Here is a 23315-nt window from a genome sequence, read left to right on the forward strand (position 1 = left end):
GTCCAAGCACACCTGCTCGAACTCCTCGACATCGACGAAACCCGACCCCGCTGGCTGGAAACCTAAAACCCCATGTGCGAAGTCTGGGTCTAGACACCGGGAGAGCCGATGACCGCACCCGTCGAACACCACCGGACGACCCGCGCCGCGGTGCCCGCCGTCTACCTCGAATCGCCGTTGATCGTCGACATCTGCGCCGCCCTGGACACCATGCTGACCGGCCAGTGGGCGGCCCTGGACACATTGCCCGCGCTGTTCGACCCGGCCGCCTCGGCGGGACCGTGGCTCGCCCACGTCGCCGGGGCCCGCACCCTTCCCGACTTCACGCCCGATCAGCGGAGGAAGGCCATCACCGAGGCCTTCGCGATCGCGGCCGCCCGCGGCACCGAAGCCGGGCTGCAACGCGAGGCGAAGGAGGTCTACGGCTGGACCGTCACCTCGAAGGTCACCGAGGGCACCCTGGTCGTCACCCTCACCGACCCTGCCGTTGCGGAGGCGGACAAGCCCAAGCAACACGAACGCCTGTGGGCGCTGGCCTCCGCACACCGACCGGCCCACCTCAGACTCCAGGTCGTCCCCTGAGCCGAGCCCTGCCACGTGACGCCGAAGGAGGCCCCCATGGATGCCCCACCGCCCCCTCGCCTGGTCGGACCGGTCACGGACGAACAGGCCGTGAAGTTCCTGCAGGACGAGCACCCCGACTGGCAGAACCAGGCGGACGACCCCGGACACCTGTTGCTCGAGGCCTGTGCCCGGATGGCCGCCCTGGCGGCCGACCGGGTCAACCAGGCCCCGGAGAAGGCATGGTGGTCGCTCCTCCGCGACCTGGGGGTACACCCCTACCCGGCGACCGCCGCCCGCACCGACGTGTCGTTCACCCTGGGCACCCCACCGGCCGATCCCTTCCGGATCCCCGCCGGCACCCGCGTCCAGAGCACCGCTCCCGCCGCGCCCGTCCCGTTCGTCACGACACGCGAGATGCCGGTGCCCTCACTGGCCGGCGCCACCACCTGGATCTGCCAGGCGACCGACCAGGGCCTCGATTTCGTCGGGTTCCCGGCGGGCGACCCGGGAGCGGTCCTCACCCATCCCGAGCAGCTGCTCCTGGTCCTGCCCGCGCCGGTGCCCGGCCACGACATCCGTGTCGGCCCGGCCGCGACGTCCGGCTGGCAGCAACTCGCCTCGTGGACCTGGGAGTCGTGGAACGGAAACGGCTGGACGGCCTGCCCGGCACCGGTCGTCGGCCAGTACGGCCTCGATGTGAGTGTCCCCGGCGACCAGGTGGCGGGCCACTGCGTGATCGTGACTCCCCCGCTCCTGCTCGTACCGCACGACTTCGTCCGTGTCGGGCTGGTCCGCGTGCGTCACACCGGCAAGGACCACCCCTCGGCCCCGGTGGCCGGCCTCGCCGCCCAGCGGGTCTCCCGCGTCACCGTCCCGGTCCTGCAGGCGGAGATCGTCCTGGACGACCGCGTGGGCCTCTCCACCGGGCACCCCGCCCAGCGCTTCCCCCTCGGCCGCGCCCCGCTGCCCGGGCAGGTCCTCACCCTGGAGACCGTGCAGGGCACCGACCGCCGAACCTGGCAGCAGGTCACCTCGTTCGCCCGCTCCGGGCCCGACGCTCCGCACTTCCGCCTCGCCCCGGCAACGCACGAGATCGTCCTCGGCCCCCTCCACAAGGACCGGCAGTACGGAGCGGTACCACCCGTCGGCGCGCAGCTGGTCCTGCCGCGCTACCTCAGCGGCGGCGGCCTCCGCGGCAACGTCCCCGCGAACACCCTCACCACCCTGCCCACCGCCGTACCCGGTGTCACCGGCGTCACCAATCCCCGCCCCGCCGTCGGCGGACGCGACCAGGAACCGCTCGGCTCCGCCGCGCGCCGCCAGAGCCTCACCGACCTCCTGCCCCCGCGGGCGGTCACCCCGGCCGAGTACGAGGACCTCACCATGCACGCCCCGCTGGGCATCGCCTCCGCACGCTGGGTCCCGCCGGAGACGGCCGAGGTGCTCGCCCCGCACGGCCCCTGGCAGCCCGGCACCCCGACCCGCGCGACGCTGGGCTTCACGTGGACGCCCACGAGCACGTCGAAGGCCCCGCTGAGGCTTCCTGCGGGGACCGTCTTCACCGGAACGGACACCACAACGAAAACGACGACGACCTGGACCAGCCAGGCGAACCTCGACATCGCCGTGACGGCCCAGACCTACATCGACAAGGGCGGCAAGCTCGTCGAGACCGAGACGAGCGACACAACCACGGTGGACTACCCCACGGTGTACATCAGAGTGCCAGGAGCAACACTCGGTCGTCTGAGCCCTGGTGACTCCCCCTTGAACATCTGGGTCCGCTTCACCCACCCCGACGATCAGCTCGACACCAAGACATGGTCCGTGAGCACTCTGCGCGGTGGCTGGAACAGCTCCGTACTCGCATCCGATTTTCGGTGGACCGTTGAGAACGCGGAGCTTGGCGCGGTCTGGCTGCGGGCGGTCGTTCCCGACGGCGGCGTGGAAACGCCGTTTCCCGTTCCCGCCGGAGGCGACCTGTGGATACGGGTCTCCAGCTACCCCGGAAGCAAGTCCCCTCACAAACAGGCGTCGGTCTACTTCACCAACCGCACCGTCGACCTCGTCCAGGACCAACTGGTGCCTCCCACGGGCAGCCACTCCGTACCGCTGACGAAGGTTCAGGACGGCCTGTACAAGGCAACGGTCTTCAGCCCGGCGCCCGACGACGAACTCCCCACCCTCACCGTCGGCAACGCCCCGTACAACCTGGTGGACAGCCTCCTCGCGGCGGACCCCAGCTGTGACGCCATGCTCGACCGCGGCACGGGGGACGTCTTCCTTCTCCTGGACGGCCACCCGACAACGATCGACGTCGCCACCGGTGCCTATCCCTCCCGTACGCACAAACCGCTCGGCACGACCACCCAGTGGCACTCGGGCGCCCTCGCCCAGGACCTCGTCCAGACCTCCCTCACGACGGTGCCGGGCGCAGCCGGCCGGTACGGGCCGCTCCCGGCCCCCGTCGTCAGCCTCGTGGTGACCCCCACCGCCTCGCCCGGGCCCGACAACGAGCTCCGCCCGGACCAGCTCATCGTCTCCCCGGAGGAGATCCTGGTCCTGACCGACCACCTGGCGGCCTACCAGGCCCCGGGTATCGGCCTGCACATCCTGCCGCCGGCCCTGATCGGTGTCTCCGTCGACTGCGAGCTCGTGCCGGCCGGCCTGGACGAGCACGGCCGTCGCGACCTCGTCGACTCCGTGAAGCGGGTGCTCAACGGACGTCTGAACCCGTACACCGGCGCCCCCGCCGTACCGGGCTGGCCCGCCGGCACCACGTTGCACGTCGGGGACGTCTACGCGCTGCTGGAGCCCCTGGCGGGCATCCGCTTCATCAAATCCATCACCCTCTACCGGGTCGACCTCCACACCGGCTCGCGCCGGGGCACGTTCACCGTGCTCCCGCTGGAACCGCACGAGACGGTCCTGTCCGTCGGCCACACGGTCCGCTTCGTCTGAAGGACGGCTCCCCATGGGCAATCCCGTCATCCGTACCGGCGACACCCTGGTGGTCGAGATCCCCGGGGCGATCATCCCCGCCCTCCTGAAACCCGTACCCCTCACCGGTTCGAGCCGGACGACCTCCGTCGAGAAGGGCACCGCGTGTCTGGAGGGCGACGAACTGCCCGCCGAACTGCGCGGCCCCCTGCCCTATTCCACGACGGCCTACATCGGGGGGAGCGGGACCCTGACCCTCACCCTCGGCAGCGACGACAGAACCGGGACGACCACCTGCGACGGCAAGACGCTGCTCACCGCGGGCGCGGAATTCAAGGCGACCTTCGACGTGTCCAAGAACCCCGCCAAGCAGTCGAATTCCTCGGACCCGGACCTGCTCAAGTCCGGAACCGCGCACTTCGTCACGGCGAACCGCTCGACCAGCGCCCGGTAACGGGAGGAGCCCCGGCCCATGCCCTCCGATCCCGAGACCCGGACCGTCCGCCTCACCACGCCCGACGCATCAGCCGACCCGCCCGACGCCGACGTGGTGGAGGTCGCTCCCGGCATCGGCGTCGCACTCGGTGCGGACGCCGAGACACTCGCCCGCCGCACCGGAACGTTCGGCCACCGCACCCTGGGATGCACGGTGGCGTCCGAAGCCGAGACGGAGAAGCTCCGGACGGTCGAGACCTCGTGGGCTCCCGACCACCGGTTCGTCGACTACGTGCGGGAGCTGCTGGACGACCTGCGCGGACCACCCGCCGTCCCGCGCGCCGCCGCGGCCGTCGGCCGCCACCCTGGCCGGACGCTCGTCGACGCCCTCGCCTCCGGCGCCTTCCCGGGGGGCGGGTCCGACCCCGGGACCCGCCGGCTCGTCCACGCCCCGGGGCAGACGCTCACCACGCCCGAGGGCACTCCCTCCCGGCTGCGCGTCGTCATCGCGATGGGCCAGCACGGCTGGGACTGGTGGACGGCCCCGGGGAGCGCGCAGCACTCCCAGAACGGGACCGGCACCTGGTCGGTCGTCTCGGTGCCCTACCGCCGCACCTTCAGCGAGGACTCCTACGTCATCCCGCCGACCACTCTGTTCGCCCACCAGCTGGTCCACGCCGTACAGATGAACCAGGGCCGCTACGACCCGCGCGTCGCATCCGGCGTGATCCAGGCGGGTGGCCGTCAGTTCAAGAAGGCGGACATGCCCGTCTCGGAGATCGAGGCGCGCGGCAAGGCCACGCAGTTGCGCCATCTCACCCTGGGCGGCGAATCCGCCACCGACACGACGGCGACGGCACTACGGCCCGAACGCACCTGCGAAGCCCTGGAGTTCGTGGGGGAACTCGTCAGCGACTCCACCCCGAACCCGGCGGGGCGGGGCCTGCTCGACCCGGTCGAGGAGTTGCACCGGGCGCGTCGGGACACCGCCGACCTGTCCGAGCGGGTCATCGCCAAGCACCTCAATCTCCCCTATCAGGAGCCGTTCCGCCACGACGTACAGGTGTCGTACGAGATCCATCTCCGGAGCGCCCTCGGCCGGCTGAACACGAAGATCGCCCGGCAGACGGGCATCAAGTCGCACCGGGGCCGCACCGTGGCGATCGACAAGCCCAACTCGGTCAGACGGTTCCTCCGCCACCGACCCGCCAACCGGGAACTGAACCGCCTGATCGGGCAAGGCCTGATCGAGATCGGCCGCGACATCAAACAGTGGGAGGACCTGTTCATCAGCGGCAGCCGGCAGAAGCGCATCTACCAGGCCATCCACAACCTCGTGTGGTCACCGGTCGCCCTGACGCACCTCAGCTGGCTGCTGCTCCTCCTGATGGGCAATCCCGCCACGTTCGTCGGCGGCCTCACCGCCTCGGCGCTGGTGGCCGTCGTCGGCGCCGCCCTGGTCTGGGCCACCGAGGCCTCCCGGTACAACGCGCTGCCCGGGGTGCGACGCACAATGGGGAACCTCAAGGAATCCCTGCTCACCCGGAGGCCGCGAGGACTCCCGGAGCTCCAGCCCCCGGCCGGCCCCTCCGCAGCCGAGGTGCCCGCCACCCCGGCAGCCGAGCACCGCACGACGGTCCTCCTGCCGCGCGACGACGGCAACGAACCCCTCCGGATCCCCGTCGCCGTCCTGCCCGGCTTCCCGGGAATCGCCGTCGCCCTCACGCACGGCGCCCGGGAACTGGCCGAACACACCGGTCTCCTCGACCGGCGCACCCGGGAGTGCACCCCGCTGCCCGCCCCGGCCCGGCAGCGTGTCGAGGAGCAGGCACCCGGCAGACCCGTCGTCGACGCCGGTTTCGTGGACTACGTGACGGAGTTGCTCGACACGCTGACGCACAGCCCCTCCGCCGAACTGCTGCTGCGCGGCGTCGCGGAAGCCGGACCGCTGCGGCAGGAGGGACAGCTGGAAACGGACCCGGACGACACTCCTTGGCAGCCCGCCGCAGACATCCGCGTGGTCGTCGCCATGGGCTCCGACGGGTGGGACTGGTGGTCCGCCCCGGGCGACGCGCGACGTGCCCGCGACGGCTCCGGGACCTGGTCGATCACGTCCGTGCCGTACCGCCGCACCTACACCGAGGGCCCCTACCCCATGCATCCCGCGGTGCTCCTCGGCCACCAGCTGGTGCACGTCGCACACGCCCACCACGGCTGCCTCGACCCCGAGGAGACCACCACGCGTGTCGCGGGCCGCCGTACGGCCTACCTGCCCGGGCACGAGTACGAACACCTCGCCCGCGGCATTCACCCGTACTCCACCGGACACGCCCCGACCCAGCCCGCCATCGCCCGGAGCATCGCCGCGGCCGAAGCCCTCCGTCCCTGGGAGGCGGACGAGGTGGACCCGGAAGCGTTCGAAGGGCCACAGACCGCGGGACCGTCCCTCAAGGACGTCCGCACCCGCACCTCACGGATCTCCGAACGGACCATCGCCGAGGAGCTGGGGCTCGACCCGCAGCGCTCCTTCCGCGACAAGGAGCAGTACACCCAGGAACTCGACATCCGCGAGACGCTCGAACGCCTGGCCACCTTGCTGGCGCCGATGGCCGAGGCCAGGAAGCCCGGCCTGTTCCGCCGGGCCGTGACGTTCCGCGGACCGCCGTACGAGGTGTACAAGCTCAAGAAGGAGAAGGTCGCGAAGAAGGGCCTCAGGGTCGACATCCGCCGTGACCTGCTGCCCGCGGAGCGCCGACGCACCCTGGTGGCCAAACGCTATGGCAGACCGGCGGTGATGTACTACCCGAAGCTGGCCGGCAAAGCGGTCGCGGGTACCCTCGGGGGCCATGCCGTCTCGCTGGTGGGGAAGTTGTTCCTCCGCGCCTCGGTGATCAATCGCGTCCGGCACCTCGCCGCCATCGAACGCCGCTACTACCGGCCCCGCCGCGGCGCACGCCGGGAACCCGCCGCCGAGGAATGGGCGCCGGAGTCGAGCGACGCGTTCTCCGAGCACCTCGACGAGGTCCTCGCCGACGCCCTGGAGACGGTGTCCTTGGAAGACCCCGACAGCCCCCGCACCGGTGCCGGCCGCCGGGCCCGGGTGGTGTTCACCCCCGAGCGCGAGGACGACGGCGCACGGCAGACCGGTACCGCGGACACCATCCTCCCCGACACCGGCCCCGTCCCGGGGCCGAGCACACAGATACCGCAGGACCCGTGGAACGGCCGGCCCATCGCCCCCCGGGTGCTCGGCGTGCCCACTCCGCCCACACCGCAGGCACCGGGCGCCCGGCGCCCGCCCAGGTTCGCCGGCACCCGCAACAAATCCCGCCGACTCGTCTGAGCCTGCGAGACAAGCCCGTTGGGAGAGCACCATGAGCTGGCAGAGCGATTTCCGCGCGAGCGCGTACAGGTACATGACACGGGACGGGTCGGGGAAGGTACGGGGCAACCGCAAGGCCCACAGGACATCGAAGCGAGAACGTCGGGAGACTGAACGCAACCGGAGGCGGGAGCCGGAGAGACAGTGGACAGCCGCCGAGCAAGCCGTGTTCGGGCTCTTCCTGTTGAGTCAGTTCGAGGGTCTCCTCCCGCCCTCCGAACAGCGCCCCCGGGGAGCCGGCCGGCCCGGTGAACGGGAGGACAGGGAAGCCCCGGTGCCCGAACAGGCCAGTACCACCGGCCCGTTCGAGGATCTCGGCACATCCTCCGCGACCGGTACGTGGTTCCCGGCCGCGGACGAGATCGGGGCCTGGCTGCCATCGCTCCCATCGCTGTCATGGCCTCCCGGCGCCGACGCCGTGTCGATCCCGGGCATGGCGAACCGCGTCGTCCACTGGGGGACGGGGTACAGCGGCCAGATCAAGGCGGGGTACGACACCCACCAGGGAAGCCACCCCCTCGATGCGTACATCCGCAACGTACCCGTGGGCGCGGGACCCCTGCTCAGCGTCAAGGACGCCGCGGAGAAACGGGACTCCTCCCAAGTGGTTCTGCAGACGGCGATCCTCTTCATGCAGGCCCTCTCCCTGGCCCAACCCTGGCTCGGACCGGCGTCGCTCGCACTCGACCTGCTCGGGGGACACCTGATCAACGTCTACCGGGAGGCGAAGACCTACGAGGAATTCATGGCGAAGTGTGACGAGGCCGCTGCCCTGGTAATCGAAGGGGAAGCCCAACTGGGCCGCCGACGGATCCTCCTGGGGAGCGAGCACGTCAACGCGACGGTCTGGGGCAACAAGAGGACTGAAGGCGAAAGAGAGCTTCTGGAGGGTCTCCGACGTCGACGGCAGAGGATGTGGGAGGCATGCGTCAAGGCGTCCAATGTCCCGGAGCCCAAGCGTCGCGGCCAACCCCGCACCGTCGACGACGACATGCCGAAATCCAAACAGGCGATCGAGAAGCAGCAGTCCTGGCCGCTTGAGGCGGTGCCATGGCGCCGGACCGCCGGGCCGCCGGTCCTTCTCGAGGAACCCTTCGTCCACGGTCCCGCCTCCCTGCCGGAGGGATCGTTCGCCGCCCCCACGACGAACGTTTCGGCATCGACCTGGCCTGTTGAGATGTTCTTCGCGGCCGTTCCCCGTTCGTCCGGGATCCTGACGGCCTACAACTACGGCGCGTTCACGGCACACGAGGCGACGGCGACCTCGGGCCTCTCCCTCGGTCCCGAAAGACGTCTGGACCAGCTGGCGTCGACGACCCGGCTCGCCAGCGGCCGGTACGGCGAGAGCCGCCGGAGCGACGCCTATCCACTCGCCGTGTTCCCTCACAATGACGCACTCGTCGTACTGGACACGAAGTGGAAGTTCGAATACGGCGGCGAGGGGCAGCCCGAAGGCACCGTCCTCACACTCATCGAGAACCCCCTGTCGCCCAGCCCGAAGGCAGTACCACTCAAACTCCCCGTCAACTTCACCGCCGACGACATGACGATCATGTACTCCTTCCAGGGAAGCGGATACGTCTTCGAGGCCGAGTATGACAACGGGACTCGGATGCGATTCAATGCGACGACGGGTCAGGTCCTCAAGAAGTACCACCCCGCCAGAAAGACCGGCCATCGCAGGAGAGAGAAAATCACACCCCTGCGCAAAGAGATAGGGAGAGCAGTCCGCGAGGAGAACTGGCGGCGCAAGAGAGCCGGCGCGAACCCGTACTCCGCCGTCGCAATTTCCCCCGCTTCGACCCCTGGCATCGTGATCGTCACTCTGGAAATCGTGACGCCCGAAGGCGCCGACTGGACGTACGCGGAGTTCGACCGGAAGAAGCGCACATTCCTCCCCCTGCCGCCGGCCCCCCGCTCCTCCGCATCGATGCCGCCGCTGCCGCCCATGAGAGAACCGTACTCGCACTACGACCCGGCGTGGCACCCCGAGCCCCAGAACTACACCGTCGAAGGATATTACGAGGCGCACCCCACCGACCCTGCACGGCTCCTCCTGCGGCTCAATGACAATCGCGTGTACTCCGTCCCCCTCTCCGAGGAGATTCGCACCGGCCTCTCCCTCAGCAACAGAACGGAGCTGTCAAAACTGGGGGAGAAACAGCGACTGCTCAACGCCGGACACTGGCAGGGTCCGACCGGGCAGGACGCACCGGTTGCCTCGTACACGCGCGGCGGAAAATCCTACGCGTTCGACTACAAGCGCAGATTTTTCCCCACCGAAAAATCAGGAGATCATTTTCTGGCGGAGTACGGCGACATCGACAGCACCGACCCGAAAGCCAGAACGATCACTCCTTTCCCGCGTGGCCTTGCGTTCGACAACCTCACCAGCACCTACGCCGCCCCGGGGGACGATCACGTCATCTACGCGGAATACCGCGACGGAACGTTCGTCCGCTTCGACATCGAGCGCGACAAGGAGCTCTACCGGGGGACGGTGCACAAGAACAGTCCCAGCCCATTCCACCGCAGCGAGGTGCCCGTCGAGATCCGGCAGGAGTTCCTGAGCGAGCTCAAGCTGCGCCTGAGGAGCGACAAGAGCATCCCGGTGGTGTCCGCCGACTACACCGACACCCCGGGAACGTACAACGTCACGACCCAGAACGGAGACAGTGTCACGGTCGACAAGGCGCCCTTCATCGAGCGGGTGACCGCCGGCCCCGACGGCACTCTCCTCGTCCAGATCGCCGACCTCGGCCGCACCACGGCCGCTCCGGAGCTCATGGTCTTCGATACCCGCACCAAGAAGTTCCGCCACTGGTGACGAGGATCGCAGGGCCCCCGGGAGACCACGCCGGCGGGCATTCCCCACGGCTCGTACGGTTCAGGCCTCTGGGTCGAGCGTCCGCCGCGATTCGAACCCGTAGCCGACGTCGTGTCCCCAAGGCACCAATGCGTGCCACCACTTGCCGACCTCGACCTTGAATCCGTCCTCGGGAGCGGGCAGACAGTGGCGCTTCTCGACGTCTTTGGCCAACTCCTGGCCGACCCGGCCGTAGAACCCCTGGGGGTCCTTGCTGTACTGCGGATTGTCGTGCGGATCCGGATCGAATCCATAGACCTCGCGCAGGGTCTGTTCCTTCCTGGCACCGTCCGCGCGAGTCGCCTCTACCCGGATCTCGACCTTGACGCCCCGGCTCCGTCCATGGCTTCTCATCTCCCGCACGTCAGCCGGGCCGGTGGTCACGGTCGACACCGGTGCGCGGCGCGGCGATGTCTGCGGGACGATCGCCGGAGCACCAGCCACGGAGGTCGTGACGGCCTCCGCCCTTTTCCCCTTGCCGGCGGCCTTCGACTTCCTCTTGGCGCTCTTGTACACCATCGCTGCTCCTGAATGCCTGTCAGCCGACCGGCACGGTGGCGGCCGTCGAGCAGGCGCAGCCATCGAACCGGTGAGGCGCGGAACGACGTCGGACGAGCGTGAACCGATCCGGGCGCTGCGTTCAGTATGCGACGCCGTGGCCGGTGTCGCATGCCTCAGCGGCGAGGCAGACCTGCCGGGTCAGGTGGACGGCCACGGCGTCCAGGACAGCGTCCGGCAGATCCTAGCGCTGCGGGAACCCCTGTGTTCCGCCGCCCAGGATGGCCAGCGCCTCGCGCGCCGCCAGGCGGCCGGCGGTGCGGAAGGAGTGCTCGCGGGAGTCGACCAGGTGCACCACGGTGTGGTGCACCACCAGCGCCAACGCCACCGGGGTGCCGGGCAGTTGCTCGGACAGCTCCGCGCGCACGCCCTCGGCCAGGGCGGCGTGGAAGCGCTCCAGGTCCCCGGGCTCCGGGTCGCCCCGGACCGTCGCGTCCGGGGCGGACTCGACGTGCAGGCCCTCCTCCCAGGGCTCGAAGTCCACGGTGACGATCGCGACGTCGCCCGGGCAGCTCGTCTGGTGGACGTAGCGGGCCCGTACGCCGCGGACCGGGCGGGGCGGGAAAGCCTGCTGCTCGGCGGTCACCGGGTCAGGAGTGCTCGATCTCGACGGAGGTGATCACCACGTCCTCGACCGGGCGGTCGCTGTCGGTGGGGGTGGTGGCGATGGCGTCGACCACGGCCTTGGAGGCGGCGTCGGCGACCTGGCCGAAGATGGTGTGCTTGCGGTTGAGGTGGGCGGGGGTGCCCACCGTGATGAAGAACTGCGAGCCGTTGGTGCCCGGGCCGGCGTTGGCCATCGCGAGCAGGTACGGCTTGGTGAAGAACAGCTCCGGGTGGAACTCGTCCGCGAAGGAGTAGCCCGGGCCGCCGGCGCCGGTGCCGGTCGGGTCGCCGCCCTGGATCATGAAGCCCGCGATCACCCGGTGGAAGAGCGTGCCGTCGTAGTACGGGCCCTGGCCCGGCCCGCCGGTGCGCGGGTCGGTGTACTCCCGGGTGCCCTCGGCGAGTTCGGCGAAGTTGCGGACCGTCTTCGGCGCGTGGAACGGGAACAGCTCCAGGCGGATCGGGCCCGCCGTGGTGTGCAGGGTGGCGAACCGGGCAGTGGCCACTGGGTGACTCCTCGGGTACGGCTGACGGGTGGGGCCCGTACGGCCCGGTGCGGTGACCTGGGCCGTTCGGCTACCGCATCCTGGCACAGCCTCCGCCCGCACGGCCGAACCGGGTGGGACGATCCGGACGTCAGACGTAACAGGACGTCGAGCGAAAGGCGGGTGGTCGTGATGGTCGGTGCGGTTCTGGTGGGAGTGCTGGTCCTGGTCGTCGCGGGGTGCGGCTGCGTGGTGTGGGCCGACCGCGGCGGGCCGCCCTGGACCCGGGTGGTCGCGGCCCTCACCCTCGGCGCCGGGAAGGCGGTGCGCAGCTACCAGCGCCGGCGGCCCCGCCGGGTGGGGAACGGCGGCGGGGACAGCGGCGGGGACGGCGGGGACGGCGGCTGAGCCGCCGGGCGGGGGCGGGCGGGGCGGAACGCACCGCGCCCCCGGCCGCCGGGGTGACGGCGGGCGGGGACGCGCGGGGAGGCGGGCTCCCGGGGTGTCAGCTCTTGGTGGAGCGGCGGCGGGCGGCCACGACCATCGCCGCGCCCGCGGCGAGGGCCGCGGCGGCGCCGCCGGCCTCCCAGCCGAGCCCGTCGCTGCCGGTGGCGGCGAGCGTGCCGGAGCCGGTGCTGCCCGTGGTGCCGGTGCCCGTACGGGTGCCGGTCGTGGTGCCGGTGGTGCCGCCGGTGCCGGTGGTGCCGCCGCCGGTCGTGGTCTGGGTGAGGCCGGCGGGCTGGACGGTCTGCGGCTGCTGCCCGGAACCGTCGGTGCCCGTGCCGGTGCCGTTGCCCGTGCCCGTGCCCGTGCCCATGCCCGTACCGGCGCCGTTGCCCGGCTTGGTCGTGGCGGCCTCGTCCTCGGCCCTGGCCTTGGCCCAGCCGTCCTTGAGGAAGGCCAGGATGTCCGCGTAGCTGCCCTCGAAGGCGGCCAGGGCGGCCTTCTTCACCGCGGGGCCGCCGGTCTCGATGATCTGGGAGACCTTCACCCGGTTGTCGCTCTCGCGCAGGACGGGCAGCTCGACGGTCAGGAAGCGCCGCACGGCCTCGGCGTTGCCGTCCATGGCCTTCTGGGCGGCCGCGGCCGTGGCCGGGCCGGTCTCCTTGTCGGCGATGATGCGCAGCACCTCGACCCGGTCGTCCTCGAACTGGGCCTTGGCGAAGCCCTCGTTGAGGAAGGCCTCGACGGCCTCGTCGGTGCCGGCGTCCAGCGCCTTGCCGGCGGCCTCTCGCACGGCCGTGCCGCCCTGGCTCATGAGCTGGCTGAGCTTGACCCGGTTGTCGTCGGCGCGCAGCCTGGGCAGCTCGGCGGTCAGGAAGTGGCGCAGCTCGGCGGCGCCGCCCTTGAGGGCCTTCTCGGCGCCTTCGCGCACGCCGCGGCCGGTCTTGGGGTCGGCGAGGAGGGCCTCGACCTTGGCGCGGTCCTCGTCCTCGGCGCGGGCGACGTACTGGCCGGTCTTCAGGAAGTCGAGGATGTCCTGGTGTGTGCCGCGGAGGGCGGCCCTGGCGGCCTTCTGCACGGCCGGGCCGCCAACGGCGTAGATCTGGGAGACCTTGACCTGGTCGTCGATCTGTCGCTGCTCGGCGAGCTCGACCTCCAGGAAGTGCCGCAGCTCGGCGGCGCCGCCCTTGAGGGCCTTCTCGGCGGCCTCGCGCACGCCGAAGCCGCTCGCCGGGTCGGCGAGGATGCGCTGGACCTCGGCGCGGTCGCGCTGCTCCTGTCCGCTGCCGGCCCCGGGGGTGCCGTCCTCGGGGGCGGTGTCCTTGGCGGAGTCCGAGCCGGTGTCGGGACCGGAGAGGCCGATCGGCTTCGGGGCGTCGGAGGCGGAGGCCGTGGACGGGAAGAGGACAGCGGGGGCCAGGACCGCGGCGGCGACGACTGCGGACACCCGGGGCAGCTTCATCGAGAGCAAACCTGCTTCGTGTGAAGGGATCATGAACGACCCACAGCATAGATCCACTTTTACGATCGGCATACCAAATAAGTGCCGGTCCTCGACCCGCCCCGACCTGCCCTGACCTGCCCCGATCTGTCCGGCCTCCCCTTCCGCCTTCCCTCTTCCGGCACCGGGCCGCACCGGGCCGCAGCGGGCCGCACCGCGCCCCCTGCCCGTCGGAGGCCGCCGCTAGGCTCTGGCGGATGAGCTTCCACCTGGTCGTCGGACACGGGCCCGCCGGGGCCGCCACCGCCCGCCTGCTGGCCGAACAGGGCCACGAGGTCCGGGTCGTCACCCGCACCGGGCGCCCCGCCGGGCCGGCCGTCCCCGGCGTCGAGCATCTCGCCCTGGACGCGAGCGACCCCGCACAGCTGGCACCGGCCGCCCGCGGTGCCGCCGCCGTCCACGGCTGCGCCGCGCCGCCGCTGCCGCAGTGGGCGCGGCTGTGGCCGGCACTGACCGCCTCGCTGTGCGCGGCGGCCGAGGACAGCGGCGCGGTCCTGGTCATGCTCGGCAACCTGTACGGCTACGGGCCGGTGACCGGCCCGATGACCGAGGACCTACCGCTCGCCGCGACCGGCCCCAAGGGACGGGTACGGGCGGCGGCCTGGGAGCAGGCGCGGGCGCTGCACGAGGCCGGGCGGATCCGGGCGGTGGAGGTGCGGGCCTCGGACTTCTTCGGCCCCGGCGTCACCGACGGCGGCCACCTGGCGGCACGGGTGATGCCCGGTCTGCTGAAGGGCCGCCCGATCGCCGCCCTCGGCGACCCGGACACCGCGCACAGCTGGACCTACCTGCCGGACGTGGCCCGGGCGATGGCCGAGATCGCCGGCGAGGAGCGGGCCTGGGGCCGGGCCTGGCACGTGCCCACCGCCCCTCCCCTGTCGGCGCGCGCGATGGTCGACCGGCTGGCCGCCGAGGCCGGCGGCGGGCCGGTCGCGGTGCGCCGCCTGCCCTCGGCCGCGCTGGCCGTGGCGGGGCTGTTCTCCCCGCTGCTGCGCGAACTGCGGGAGGTGCGCTACCAGTTCGACCGGCCGTTCGTGGTGGACAGCTCCGCGTACGAGGCCGCGTTCGCGGTGCGGGCCACGCCGCTGGAGGAGCAACTGCGGGCGACGGTCGCCTGGTGGCGCGAGCGCGCACAGCCGTAGCACCGCACGGGCAACCCGCCTGCGCGGAAGTCACCGCGCCCGGTGGCTCCGCGGATCAGCGGCCCGCCGGGCCTCGGGAACAGCGCGAACGGGGGCTTACGGGGCGTGCGGGGCGTGCGGGGCGTGCGGGGCGGCGAACTCGCCGTCCACGGCGTCCCGTTCGTCGCGCCCGCGGCTTTCTCCCACCCCGGTCACCCGGCCGTCCGACGGGGGTCCGGGGGTGACACCGCCCGCAGCGAGTAGAGGACCGGGAGGTAGGAGTCGCCGAACGGGAGCCGGTAGGTGCCGTCGGGTCCCTGGGGCAGGATGCGGCGTGCGTCGAACGCGGCCTCGGTGTGTTCGGCGAGCCGGTCCACGATCAGTCCCGCTCCGGCGGCCGCCGTCACGATCTCGCCCACCGAATGCGGGTACTGCACCACTTCCTGCGCCGCCATCGGCAGGTCCGGGTCGGCGTACGTGCCCGTCACGGCCTCGCGCTGGGGCTCCCCGCCGCCGTAGGGCCAGTCGGCCACGAACGGCTCGTAGCTCGCCAGGGTCTGGAACGCCGGATGCAGGTCGACCAGCACCAGCCTGCCACCGGGCCGCAGCGCCATCGCCGCACCGCGCATCCACGCGTCGAGGTCACCGATCCAGCACAGCACCCCGTAGGTGGCGATCACGAGGTCGAACCCGTCCGCCAGGCCGGACGGCAGGTTCTGCGTGTCCGCCTCGATGAAATCGGCCACCAGACCGGCGCGCCCGGCCAGTTCACGCGCCCGGGCGATCGCCGCCGGCGAGAAGTCGACCCCGGTCACCCGGGCACCGAGGCGGGCCCAGCTCAGGGTGTCCATTCCGAAGTGGCACTGCAGATGCAGCAGGTCCCGACCGGCCACCTCACCGGCCAGCTCCCGTTCGATCCCGTGGAGCGTCTGCCGCCCGGCCAGGAACGAATCGACGTCGTAGAACACGTCATCGGGGGTCGTCCCGTGCGCCTTCGCCCGGGCGTCCCAGAGGGCGCGATTCGCGGCGAGCCCGTCGTCGAGAGACTTTCCGTTCATGTCCGCAGTCTGACAGGGCCCTTCTGCGAATCACCGTACGGGCCGGGCGCGGCGGCGGGGTGCCCGGAGCGGGACCAGGACCGGGACCGTGCGAGTTCCGCCGGTGGAGCCACCCGTGAGAGCATCGGCCGGTGCGCAGACTGACGGTCCTGGGGACGTGCGGCGCCTGGCCCGAGGCCGGGCGGGGCGCCAGCGGGTTCCTGCTGGAGTACGACGGGTTCCGGCTGGTGCTGGACCTCGGCTACGCGACGTTCCCGCGGTTGCTGGAGCACTGTGCCGCCGGGCACGTCGACGCCGTGGTGATCACTCATGAGCACCCCGACCACTGCGCCGACCTCAGTCCCCTGTGCCGCGCACGCTACTTCGCGCAGGAGCGGGGCGCCCGCCTGCCGCTGTACTGCACCCCCGGAGTGATCGGCCGGGTCCAGGCGATGGAACCGACCGAGGACCTGCTCGACGTCTTCGACGTGCACGCGCTTCCTTCGAGCCACCGGGTGGGGCCGTTCCGGCTCGATGCCGCGCTGCTGCCGCATCACGTTCCGCACGCGGGAGTGCGGTTGACCGCGCCCGGTCTGACCCTCGCCTACAGCGGCGACGCGGGAGCGGACCCCGCCCTGGCCCGGCTGGCCGCGGGAGCGGATCTGTTCATCGCCGGAGCCACCCTCCAGGGCCCGTCCGCCGACGGCGGCGACCCCCACCTGATGAGCGCCGCGGAGGCCGGGACGTGGGCGACCCGTTCCGGGGCCGAGCGCCTGCTCCTCACGCACTTCTGGCCCGGCAGCGACCGCACGCGTTCGACCGCCGAGGCCCGGAGCCGGTTCTCGGGCGAGGTGATCGCGGCCGAGGAGGGCATGGTGCTCCCGTTGTAGCTAGAAGGCGTGGAAGGAGACCCTCCTGTCGCCCGACGGCAGCGACGCCGGCAAGCCGGGGACGGCGATCCGTCCGGCGTACAGGCCCTCCAGGAAGGACACGGCCCCCTCCGGGTACGACCACCAGCCGCCGCCGCGGCTCCGGACCACGACCGGCCACGTGTCGGGGTCGGCAGCGGCGGTGTGCCAGAGGATCTCGTCGCCGTCCGGGGTGCCCGCCCACGCCAGCAGTGCGGGCCGCGCCCCGTCCCCTTCGCCGGTGGTGTACTCCGCCGGGACGTCCCCCTCCCGGAGGTCGTCCTCCAGGATCTCCCGGTCGGAGCGGACGCCGGAGACGAACGCCGCCTCCGAGCCGGGCACCGGGGTCGACACGAGGAGGAACTCGTCGACCGAGAAGCTGGGGCAGCGGGTCGACAGCTCGCGGTAGTCGGAGGGCAGTCCGGTACCGATCCCGTCCCGGATCGCCGCCCAGTCGATGTCGCGGCCACCGGCGGCGGCGGTCAGCCCCGGGAGCCTGAGCATCAGCCGGGCGATCGTCTGCGGCACGTCCATGGCCCCACCTCCGTGATGTTCGCGCGTCCTGCCGGAAGGAGGAGAGCCGTCGGTCGGGCCCCGCGCGTGGCGACCCATCTGACTACCGCACCCGCGCCGCCGGGCGCAACACCGGCGCCCGCGCCCCCGCCGGGGGGCGTTGTCGCAGGTGGGGCCTAGGGTCTGTCTTCAAACCCCCGTCGTCCGCCCGGAGGGCGGGCGGGGCGGTGTTGGGGTGCGTGCATCGCAAGGCGGAGGAGGGAGCCACTGCGGAGCATTGGCGACCGACGACAACGCGGCGAGGTGCGTGCCCCGGCGTCGCCCCGCAGGCGGGGGGTTGAAGACAGACCCTAAGGTGCGGGGCATGAACGTTCCCGAGGTCATACCGATCCGCCACGAGCCCGACTACCGCACGGACACCATCGGGCGGTGCGAGGGCGGCCAGTTCTACGCGACCGTCGTCGCGGCGTTCCCCGAGGGCTGGAGCGGCGACGACTGGCAGGCCGTGAAGCGCTGGCACGCCGTGCTGCACCGGTTCGACGAGGCCGGCCGCCACCTGGGCTCGCGCATCGAGTCCACCGGCACGACGGCGGACGGCGAGCGGCAGGCGGTCGACGCGGCCTCGCTGCTGCTGGAGCAGTGGCTGGACGCCCTGCCGGGGCGGCACTACCAGGACATCGCCATCGCCCCCTTCGAGGTCCGCTTCGAGGGCGCCCTGTTCGGCCTGGTCGTGGAGGTGGACGAGGACGAGGAGGACGAGGAGGACCGCGTGCACCTGGAGCTCTACCCGGACGGCCTGGGCTTCTTCGCCCCGTGGGACGGCTGCTACGACACCTGAGCGGCGGCGGCCCGCGCGGCCCGTTCCTCGCTAGGCTCGGCGGTGCCGGGGGCCGCGCGGCCTCGGGGTCTCCTGCGGGAAGGCGGGTGCGCGCATGCTCGGGTACGACGCGGACGGGTTCGTGCGGGACGGGGTGCCGCACCGGGTGGTGGCCGGGGCGGTGCACTACTTCCGGGTGCACCCCGAGCTGTGGGAGGACCGGCTGCGGCGGGTGCGGGCGCTGGGTGTGAACACGGTGGACACCTACGTCCCGTGGAACTTCCACGAACTGCCCGACGGCACCGTGGACTTCACCGGCTGGCGGGACGTGGCGCGCTTCGTGCGCCTGGCCGCCGGCCTGGGGCTGGACGTGATCCTGCGCCCGGGCCCGTACATCTGTGCGGAGTGGGAGTTCGGCGGGCTGCCGGCCCGGCTGCTGGCGGCGGACGGGCTGCGGCTGCGCTGCGCGGACCCGGCGTACCTGGCCGAGGTGGACGGCTGGTTCGACGCGCTGGTGCCCGAGCTGCTGCCGCTGCTGGCGAGCCGGGGCGGGCCGGTGGTGGCGATGCAGGTGGAGAACGAGTACGGCAGCTACGGCGACGACGCCGCCTACCTCGCCCACCTGCGCGACGGCCTGCTGCGGCGCGGGGTGGACTGCCTGCTGTTCACCACCGACGGCGCCCACGACACCATGCAGCAGGGCGGCACGGTCCCCGGCCTCCTCGCCACCGCCACCTTCGGTTCGCGCGCCCCCGAGCGCCTCGCGGTGCTCCGCCGCCACCAGGGCGAAGGCCCGCTGACCGCCATGGAGTTCTGGATCGGCTGGTTCGACCAGTGGGGCCTGCCGCACCACGTCCGCGACCCGAAGGAGACCGCCGCCTCGCTGGACGAACTGCTGGCCACCGGCGCCTCCGTCAGCCTCTACATGGCGCACGGCGGCACCAGCTTCGGCCTGTGGTCCGGCGCCAACCACTCCGGCGCCCACCCGCTGGACGCCGGCTACGAGCCGACCGTCACCAGCTACGACTACGACGCGCCGATCGGCGAGGCCGGCGAGCTGACCGAGAAGTTCCACGCCCTGCGCGAGGTCATCGGCCGCCACCTTCCCCTGCCGGACGGCGAACTGCCCGACCCCCCGCTACGGGTGGCGCCGCAGCGCCTGGAACGGGCCGACGGGCACGCGCCCCTGGCGCAGGCCCTGGACGCGCTGTCGCAGCCGCTTCGGCACGCGGCGCCGCTGCCGATGGAACGGCTCGGGCAGGACCGCGGCCTGATCCACTACCGCACCCGCGTACCGGGCCCCCGCCCCGAACTGCCGCTGCGCATCGACGGGTTGGCCGACCGGGCGCAGGTGTTCGCGGACGGGCGCCCGCTCGGGGTGCTGGAGCGCAACTCCCCCGGCGCGACCCTGCCGCTGGCCACCGGGCCCGACGGGGTGGTGCTGGACATCCTGGTCGAGGCGCTGGGACGGGTAAACTACGGCCCGCAGATGGACGACCGCAAGGGCATCACCCGCGGCGTCTCGCACGGCCACCAGCGGCTCTTCGACTGGCAGATCCGGCCGCTGCCGCTGACCGACCTGTCCGCACTGCGCTTCACGGAGAATACGGAGAATGCCGAGGCCCGCGACGGCGGGCCGGGCGACGGCGAGCCGGCCTTCCACCGCTTCACCGCCGAACTCCCCTCCCCCGCCGACGCGTTCCTCGCCCTGCCCGACTGGGGCCGCGGACTGCTGTGGCTCAACAGCTTCCTGCTCGGCCGCCACTGCGCCGCCGGCCCCCAGCGCACCCTCTACGCCCCCGCCCCGCTGTGGCGGCCCGGCGCCAACGAACTGATCGTCCTGGAACTCGAACACCACGGCACCGCACTGGAGTTGCGCGACCGGCCGGACCTCGGCCCGGTCACGGCCGCGCCCAGCTCGGAGTACTGACCGGCCGGGTACGCCCCCCGCGCCGGACGGAAAGGCGGATGTGTTCCGTTCCCGAACTCCCGGGAACCGGCCGGGTCGAACGGTTCCGCTTTCGGCCCCGGCAACGTACCCGGCACGGAACCGGACCGTCCTGGCGCCGATCCGGACAATCGCGCGGCCGGCGACCCGTCATCGCCGAACATTCCTGTGTCCTTGTCCGGCACGTGAACTGCCAGGAGTACGAGTCGCACGAAGGAGCCAGGATGTTCCGCAGGAATTCCGCTCGTACGGCGGCCCTCGCCGTGATGGCCGGCTCGATTCTGCTCGCGGTGCCCGCCACCGCCGACGCGTCCACCACCGCCTACACCCCGCAGACGGCCTGCGGGTCCAGCTACGCCACGCTCGATTCCTTCAACCTGCCGGGCGGCACCTCGACGGTCTACCTGACCTACAGCAGGACGACCGGCAAGAACTGCGTCGCCACCATCAAGAACACCAGGACCGGAACCCCCACGCTGACCGGCGCCTACCTGACCTTCGGCGACGGCAGCGGAAGGCAGGAGGACCTGGGGAACTACAGCTACTACGCCACGGCCTACCTGTCCGCACCCGGACAGTGTATTTACTACGGCGGCCGGGACTACAACTCCGGTGACTGGTGGGGAAAGGGCCCGAGCTGGTGCAGCTGAGCGGCCGGTGGCCCGGTAGCGGCAGCGGTCGGACGACGGAATTCCGCGCCCACTGAGACCGATCGGTGAGTGCGCCGGCGCCCGGCGCCGCATCCCGCGATGCGGCGCCGGGCGCCGGCCCCGTTCAGGCCCCGCTCAGGGCCCGATCAGGCGCAGCGAGGCCCACAGGGCCAGGACGGCGGCGGTGAGGGTGGCGGGGACGGCGAGCAGGCCCAGGCGGGTGAACTCGCGCAGGTCCACCGGCAGTCCGCGGTCGCGGACGATGCCGCGCCACAGCAGGGTGGCCAGCGAGCCGGCGTAGCTGAGGTTGGGGCCGATGTTCACCCCGAGCAGGACCGCGAGGACGGCGCCGGGTCCGGCCGGGGCGGCCAGCGGCACCAGGGCCAGGGTGGCGGGCAGGTTGTTGATGACGTTGGCGAGGACGGCGGCCAGGGCGGCGGTGGCGAACAGGGCAGGCAGGGCGGTGCCGTCGGGGACGAGGTGGGCCAGGCCGGCGGCCAGGCCGTTGTCGACGACCGCGCGCACCACGATGCCCAGGGCGAGGACGAACGCCAGGAACGGCAGGGCGGCCGAGCGCACCACCGTCGCGGGGGTGGCGTGGCCGCGGGCCAGGGCGCGCGCGGCCAGGACGGTGGCGCCGGCGGCCGCCGCCCAGGCCGGGTCGACGTCCAGTGCGGAGGCGAGGACGAACCCGGCGAGCGTGCAGCCGACGGTGACCAGGGCGAACAGCGGCATGGCGGGGGCCGGTCCGGTCTCGGGCGCCGCGGTGGGGGCGGCGTCCAGGTCGGCGGCGAAGAAGCGGCGCAGCACCAGGTACTCGACGCCGACCGCCGCCAGCCACGGCAGTGTCATCAGGGCGGCGAAGCGGCCGAAGCTCAGGCCGCTGGCGGTGAAGGCGAGCAGGTTGGTCAGGTTGGAGACCGGCAGCAGCAGCGAGGCCGTGTTCGACAGGTGGGCGCAGGCGTACAGGTGCGGCCCGGGCCGGGTGCCCAGGCGGGCGGCGGTGGCGAGGACGACGGGGGTGAGGAGTACGACGGTGGCGTCCAGGCTGAGCACCGCGGTGACCAGGGAGGCGACGGTGAACACCTGGACCAGCAGTCGGCGCGGGCGGCCGGCGGCGCTGCGTGCCATCCAGGCCCCGCAGGCGCGGAACAGCCCCTCGTCGTCGCAGAGCTTGGCCAGGACCAGGACGGCGGCCAGGAAGCCGATCACCGGTCCGAGGCGGGCGGCCTCGGCCGTGGCGTGCTCCAGCGGGACGGCGCCGGTCGCCACCAGCAGGGCGGCGGCCGGCACCGCGGCGGCGGCCTCCGGCCAGCCCCAGGGGCGGGCGACGGCGCAGACCAGGACGAGTACCAGCAGGCCTGCGGACAGGGCTTCGGCGCAGGCGGTGTTCAGGGGGTACTCCTCGGGGGCCGGGACGGGTGTCCGTGCGGTGGGCGGTGCTCGGGCCCGGTTCGCGGCCCGGCGCAGCATGCCACACGGGTGGCCGGCGGGCGCCGGGCGGGTCGGCGCGCCCGGGTCTGCCCGCCCGGGTCCGTCGTGCCCGGGTCCGTCGTGCCCAAGCGGCTCCCTGCGCCCGGCCCCGGCCCCGGATCGGGCCAGGTCAGGTCAGGTCGGGTCAGGTCAGTCCCACCAGAAGGACCACTGGTGGGCGCCCACCAGCCCCTCGGCGTACTCGGTGAGGCTGCCGGTTCCCTGGAAGACCAGGTCGGGGCAGAAGGCGGTGTGCTCGGCGGCCAGCGGGAGCGCCTCGGCGAGCGTGGCGGGCGGCACGGGGACGCTCAACTCCAGGGTGTCGAAGCCGACTTCGACGACCTGGGCGCCGAAGCGGCGTTCCCAGTCGGCGAGCACGGTGGCGATCCTGGCGATGTCGTCGTGGTTCGTGGGGCCGCTCCAGCCGCACACCGCGAGGGCCTGGGCGCCGCTGTCGGCCCGCACCAGGCCGAGGCGGGCGTCCTTGACGGACCGCAGCACCTCGGCCAGTTCCCGGGCCTCGGTGCCGGCGGCGCCCTCGGGGACGGTGGCGGCGGGGGCGGGGCCGGGCCAGGTGCGGCCGTAGGGGGCGAGGGCTTCGTCCAGGATCTCGGCGTCCTCGCTGACCTCCCCGTCCTCGTCCTCGTCGACCTGCTTCCACCAGGTGGCCAGCAGGGCGGCCGGGTCGTAGAGGTCGGGTACGGCGGCGTCGACCGGGTACAGCTCGCCGGACAGCCAGGGCCGGTAGTCGGGGCCGGCGGGGTCCAGCGGGGTGAGCAGCAGCGGCCACAGCCCGGTCTGCGGGTGGGCGCGGTGCAGTTGGCGCCAGAGCCCGGCGGGGGCGGGGGCGTCGCTGATCCACAGCAGCGGCTCGGGCCCGTCGTCCGCGGTGACCGTACGGCCGGGCGGCAGGTCGACGGGCAGGTCGACGGGCAGGGCGGCGAGGGCGGCGACGAGGTCCAGGTGCTCGGTCATGCGGCTCACCGTAGGGGCGGGCACCGACAACGGGCGGGGCGCGAGAAGTCGGCCCCGCCGACTTCTCACGCGGCGCCCCCGCCCGCGACGCC

Annotated in this window: 19 protein-coding genes; 11 read left to right on the forward strand and 8 right to left on the reverse strand. The window is 72.4% G+C overall.

Annotated features, from left to right (window positions below; translation table 11 throughout):
* Positions 1-108 precede the first annotated feature (108 nt).
* From ACFVVA_RS17420 to ACFVVA_RS17440, 5 genes are read left to right on the forward strand one after another with little or no spacing between them, the layout of a single operon-like run.
* Positions 109-582 carry a phage tail protein gene (locus tag ACFVVA_RS17420; protein ID WP_387690393.1) on the forward strand — a complete coding sequence of 158 codons (474 nt, stop codon included), beginning with the start codon at positions 109-111 and terminating at the stop codon, positions 580-582.
* A 36-nt stretch (positions 583-618) separates the two neighbouring features.
* Positions 619-3525: a hypothetical protein gene (locus tag ACFVVA_RS17425; RefSeq protein WP_387690395.1), complete on the forward strand. Its 2907-nt coding sequence runs from the start codon at positions 619-621 to the stop codon at positions 3523-3525.
* Positions 3526-3538: 13 nt separating this feature from the next.
* A complete protein-coding gene (locus ACFVVA_RS17430) occupies positions 3539-3958 on the forward strand; it encodes a hypothetical protein (protein WP_387690396.1) in 420 nt (139 codons plus the stop codon).
* Between the two features lie 18 nt (positions 3959-3976).
* Positions 3977-7282 (forward strand): hypothetical protein, encoded by a 3306-nt coding sequence (locus tag ACFVVA_RS17435; RefSeq protein WP_387690397.1) that lies wholly within the window; start codon positions 3977-3979, stop codon positions 7280-7282.
* Between the two features lie 31 nt (positions 7283-7313).
* Positions 7314-10148 carry a hypothetical protein gene (locus ACFVVA_RS17440; protein WP_387690398.1) on the forward strand — a complete coding sequence of 945 codons (2835 nt, stop codon included), beginning with the start codon at positions 7314-7316 and terminating at the stop codon, positions 10146-10148.
* Positions 10149-10208: 60 nt separating this feature from the next.
* Here ACFVVA_RS17440 and ACFVVA_RS17445 read toward each other — a convergent pair whose 3' ends face one another.
* From ACFVVA_RS17445 to ACFVVA_RS17455, 3 genes are all read right to left on the reverse strand, one after another.
* On the reverse strand, positions 10209-10706 hold the full coding sequence (locus tag ACFVVA_RS17445; protein WP_387690400.1) for a hypothetical protein: 498 nt from the start codon (positions 10704-10706) through the stop codon (positions 10209-10211).
* A gap of 223 nt (positions 10707-10929) precedes the next feature.
* Complete coding sequence (locus ACFVVA_RS17450) at positions 10930-11331, reverse strand: hypothetical protein (protein ID WP_387690402.1); 402 nt, start codon at positions 11329-11331, stop codon at positions 10930-10932.
* Positions 11332-11335: 4 nt separating this feature from the next.
* On the reverse strand, positions 11336-11857 hold the full coding sequence (locus ACFVVA_RS17455; RefSeq protein WP_387690404.1) for a peptidylprolyl isomerase: 522 nt from the start codon (positions 11855-11857) through the stop codon (positions 11336-11338).
* A gap of 171 nt (positions 11858-12028) precedes the next feature.
* Between ACFVVA_RS17455 and ACFVVA_RS17460 the strand changes: the two genes are divergently transcribed.
* Positions 12029-12244 (forward strand): hypothetical protein, encoded by a 216-nt coding sequence (locus ACFVVA_RS17460; protein ID WP_387690406.1) that lies wholly within the window; start codon positions 12029-12031, stop codon positions 12242-12244.
* A 97-nt stretch (positions 12245-12341) separates the two neighbouring features.
* Here ACFVVA_RS17460 and ACFVVA_RS17465 read toward each other — a convergent pair whose 3' ends face one another.
* Positions 12342-13727 (reverse strand): ALF repeat-containing protein, encoded by a 1386-nt coding sequence (locus ACFVVA_RS17465; RefSeq protein WP_387690408.1) that lies wholly within the window; start codon positions 13725-13727, stop codon positions 12342-12344.
* 251 nt (positions 13728-13978) lie between these two features.
* Between ACFVVA_RS17465 and ACFVVA_RS17470 the strand changes: the two genes are divergently transcribed.
* Positions 13979-14923 carry an NAD-dependent epimerase/dehydratase family protein gene (locus ACFVVA_RS17470; RefSeq protein WP_387690410.1) on the forward strand — a complete coding sequence of 315 codons (945 nt, stop codon included), beginning with the start codon at positions 13979-13981 and terminating at the stop codon, positions 14921-14923.
* Between the two features lie 191 nt (positions 14924-15114).
* Here the strand turns inward: ACFVVA_RS17470 and ACFVVA_RS17475 are convergent, their stop codons facing one another.
* The gene (locus ACFVVA_RS17475) at positions 15115-15960 is read right to left on the reverse strand and encodes a class I SAM-dependent methyltransferase (protein ID WP_387690412.1); all 846 of its coding nucleotides are present in this window, start codon (positions 15958-15960) and stop codon (positions 15115-15117) included.
* Between the two features lie 131 nt (positions 15961-16091).
* Between ACFVVA_RS17475 and ACFVVA_RS17480 the strand changes: the two genes are divergently transcribed.
* Positions 16092-16829: an MBL fold metallo-hydrolase gene (locus ACFVVA_RS17480; RefSeq protein WP_387690414.1), complete on the forward strand. Its 738-nt coding sequence runs from the start codon at positions 16092-16094 to the stop codon at positions 16827-16829.
* Here ACFVVA_RS17480 and ACFVVA_RS17485 read toward each other — a convergent pair whose 3' ends face one another.
* Entirely contained in the window at positions 16830-17381 is a 552-nt protein-coding gene (locus ACFVVA_RS17485) for a hypothetical protein (RefSeq protein ID WP_387690416.1), read from the reverse strand. It abuts the gene before it with no gap.
* A 343-nt stretch (positions 17382-17724) separates the two neighbouring features.
* On the opposite strand from ACFVVA_RS17485, the gene ACFVVA_RS17490 reads away from it, so the two are divergent.
* The 3 genes from ACFVVA_RS17490 (at position 17725) to ACFVVA_RS17500 (ending at position 20775) form a co-directional block, all read left to right on the forward strand.
* Positions 17725-18198 (forward strand): hypothetical protein, encoded by a 474-nt coding sequence (locus ACFVVA_RS17490; protein ID WP_387690417.1) that lies wholly within the window; start codon positions 17725-17727, stop codon positions 18196-18198.
* Between the two features lie 94 nt (positions 18199-18292).
* Entirely contained in the window at positions 18293-20107 is a 1815-nt protein-coding gene (locus ACFVVA_RS17495) for a beta-galactosidase family protein (protein ID WP_387690419.1), read from the forward strand.
* 242 nt (positions 20108-20349) lie between these two features.
* A complete protein-coding gene (locus ACFVVA_RS17500; protein ID WP_387690421.1) occupies positions 20350-20775 on the forward strand; it encodes a spore-associated protein A in 426 nt (141 codons plus the stop codon).
* A 135-nt stretch (positions 20776-20910) separates the two neighbouring features.
* Here ACFVVA_RS17500 and ACFVVA_RS17505 read toward each other — a convergent pair whose 3' ends face one another.
* Together ACFVVA_RS17505 and ACFVVA_RS17510 are read right to left on the reverse strand one after the other, a co-directional pair.
* On the reverse strand, positions 20911-22170 hold the full coding sequence (locus ACFVVA_RS17505) for an SLC13 family permease (protein ID WP_387690722.1): 1260 nt from the start codon (positions 22168-22170) through the stop codon (positions 20911-20913).
* Positions 22171-22398: 228 nt separating this feature from the next.
* Positions 22399-23223, reverse strand: coding sequence for a DUF4253 domain-containing protein (locus ACFVVA_RS17510; RefSeq protein ID WP_387690423.1), 825 nt, complete (start codon positions 23221-23223; stop codon positions 22399-22401).
* Positions 23224-23315: the final 92 nt, after the last annotated feature.

Origin of the sequence: Kitasatospora sp. NPDC058048, assembly GCF_042885555.1 — a bacterium.
GTDB lineage: Bacteria > Actinomycetota > Actinomycetes > Streptomycetales > Streptomycetaceae > Kitasatospora > Kitasatospora lactacystinica.

Coding starts and splice junctions, on each gene's coding strand:
- ACFVVA_RS17500 (WP_387690421.1), top strand. CDS start 20,350: ATGTTCCGCAGGAATTCCGCTCGTACGGCGGCCCTCGCCGTGATGGCC.
- ACFVVA_RS17485 (WP_387690416.1), bottom strand. CDS start 17,381: ATGGACGTGCCGCAGACGATCGCCCGGCTGATGCTCAGGCTCCCGGGG.
- ACFVVA_RS17425 (WP_387690395.1), top strand. CDS start 619: ATGGATGCCCCACCGCCCCCTCGCCTGGTCGGACCGGTCACGGACGAA.
- ACFVVA_RS17490 (WP_387690417.1), top strand. CDS start 17,725: ATGAACGTTCCCGAGGTCATACCGATCCGCCACGAGCCCGACTACCGC.
- ACFVVA_RS17445 (WP_387690400.1), bottom strand. CDS start 10,706: ATGGTGTACAAGAGCGCCAAGAGGAAGTCGAAGGCCGCCGGCAAGGGG.
- ACFVVA_RS17510 (WP_387690423.1), bottom strand. CDS start 23,223: ATGACCGAGCACCTGGACCTCGTCGCCGCCCTCGCCGCCCTGCCCGTC.
- ACFVVA_RS17420 (WP_387690393.1), top strand. CDS start 109: ATGACCGCACCCGTCGAACACCACCGGACGACCCGCGCCGCGGTGCCC.
- ACFVVA_RS17495 (WP_387690419.1), top strand. CDS start 18,293: ATGCTCGGGTACGACGCGGACGGGTTCGTGCGGGACGGGGTGCCGCAC.
- ACFVVA_RS17435 (WP_387690397.1), top strand. CDS start 3,977: ATGCCCTCCGATCCCGAGACCCGGACCGTCCGCCTCACCACGCCCGAC.
- ACFVVA_RS17475 (WP_387690412.1), bottom strand. CDS start 15,960: ATGAACGGAAAGTCTCTCGACGACGGGCTCGCCGCGAATCGCGCCCTC.
- ACFVVA_RS17460 (WP_387690406.1), top strand. CDS start 12,029: ATGGTCGGTGCGGTTCTGGTGGGAGTGCTGGTCCTGGTCGTCGCGGGG.
- ACFVVA_RS17430 (WP_387690396.1), top strand. CDS start 3,539: ATGGGCAATCCCGTCATCCGTACCGGCGACACCCTGGTGGTCGAGATC.
- ACFVVA_RS17470 (WP_387690410.1), top strand. CDS start 13,979: ATGAGCTTCCACCTGGTCGTCGGACACGGGCCCGCCGGGGCCGCCACC.
- ACFVVA_RS17440 (WP_387690398.1), top strand. CDS start 7,314: ATGAGCTGGCAGAGCGATTTCCGCGCGAGCGCGTACAGGTACATGACA.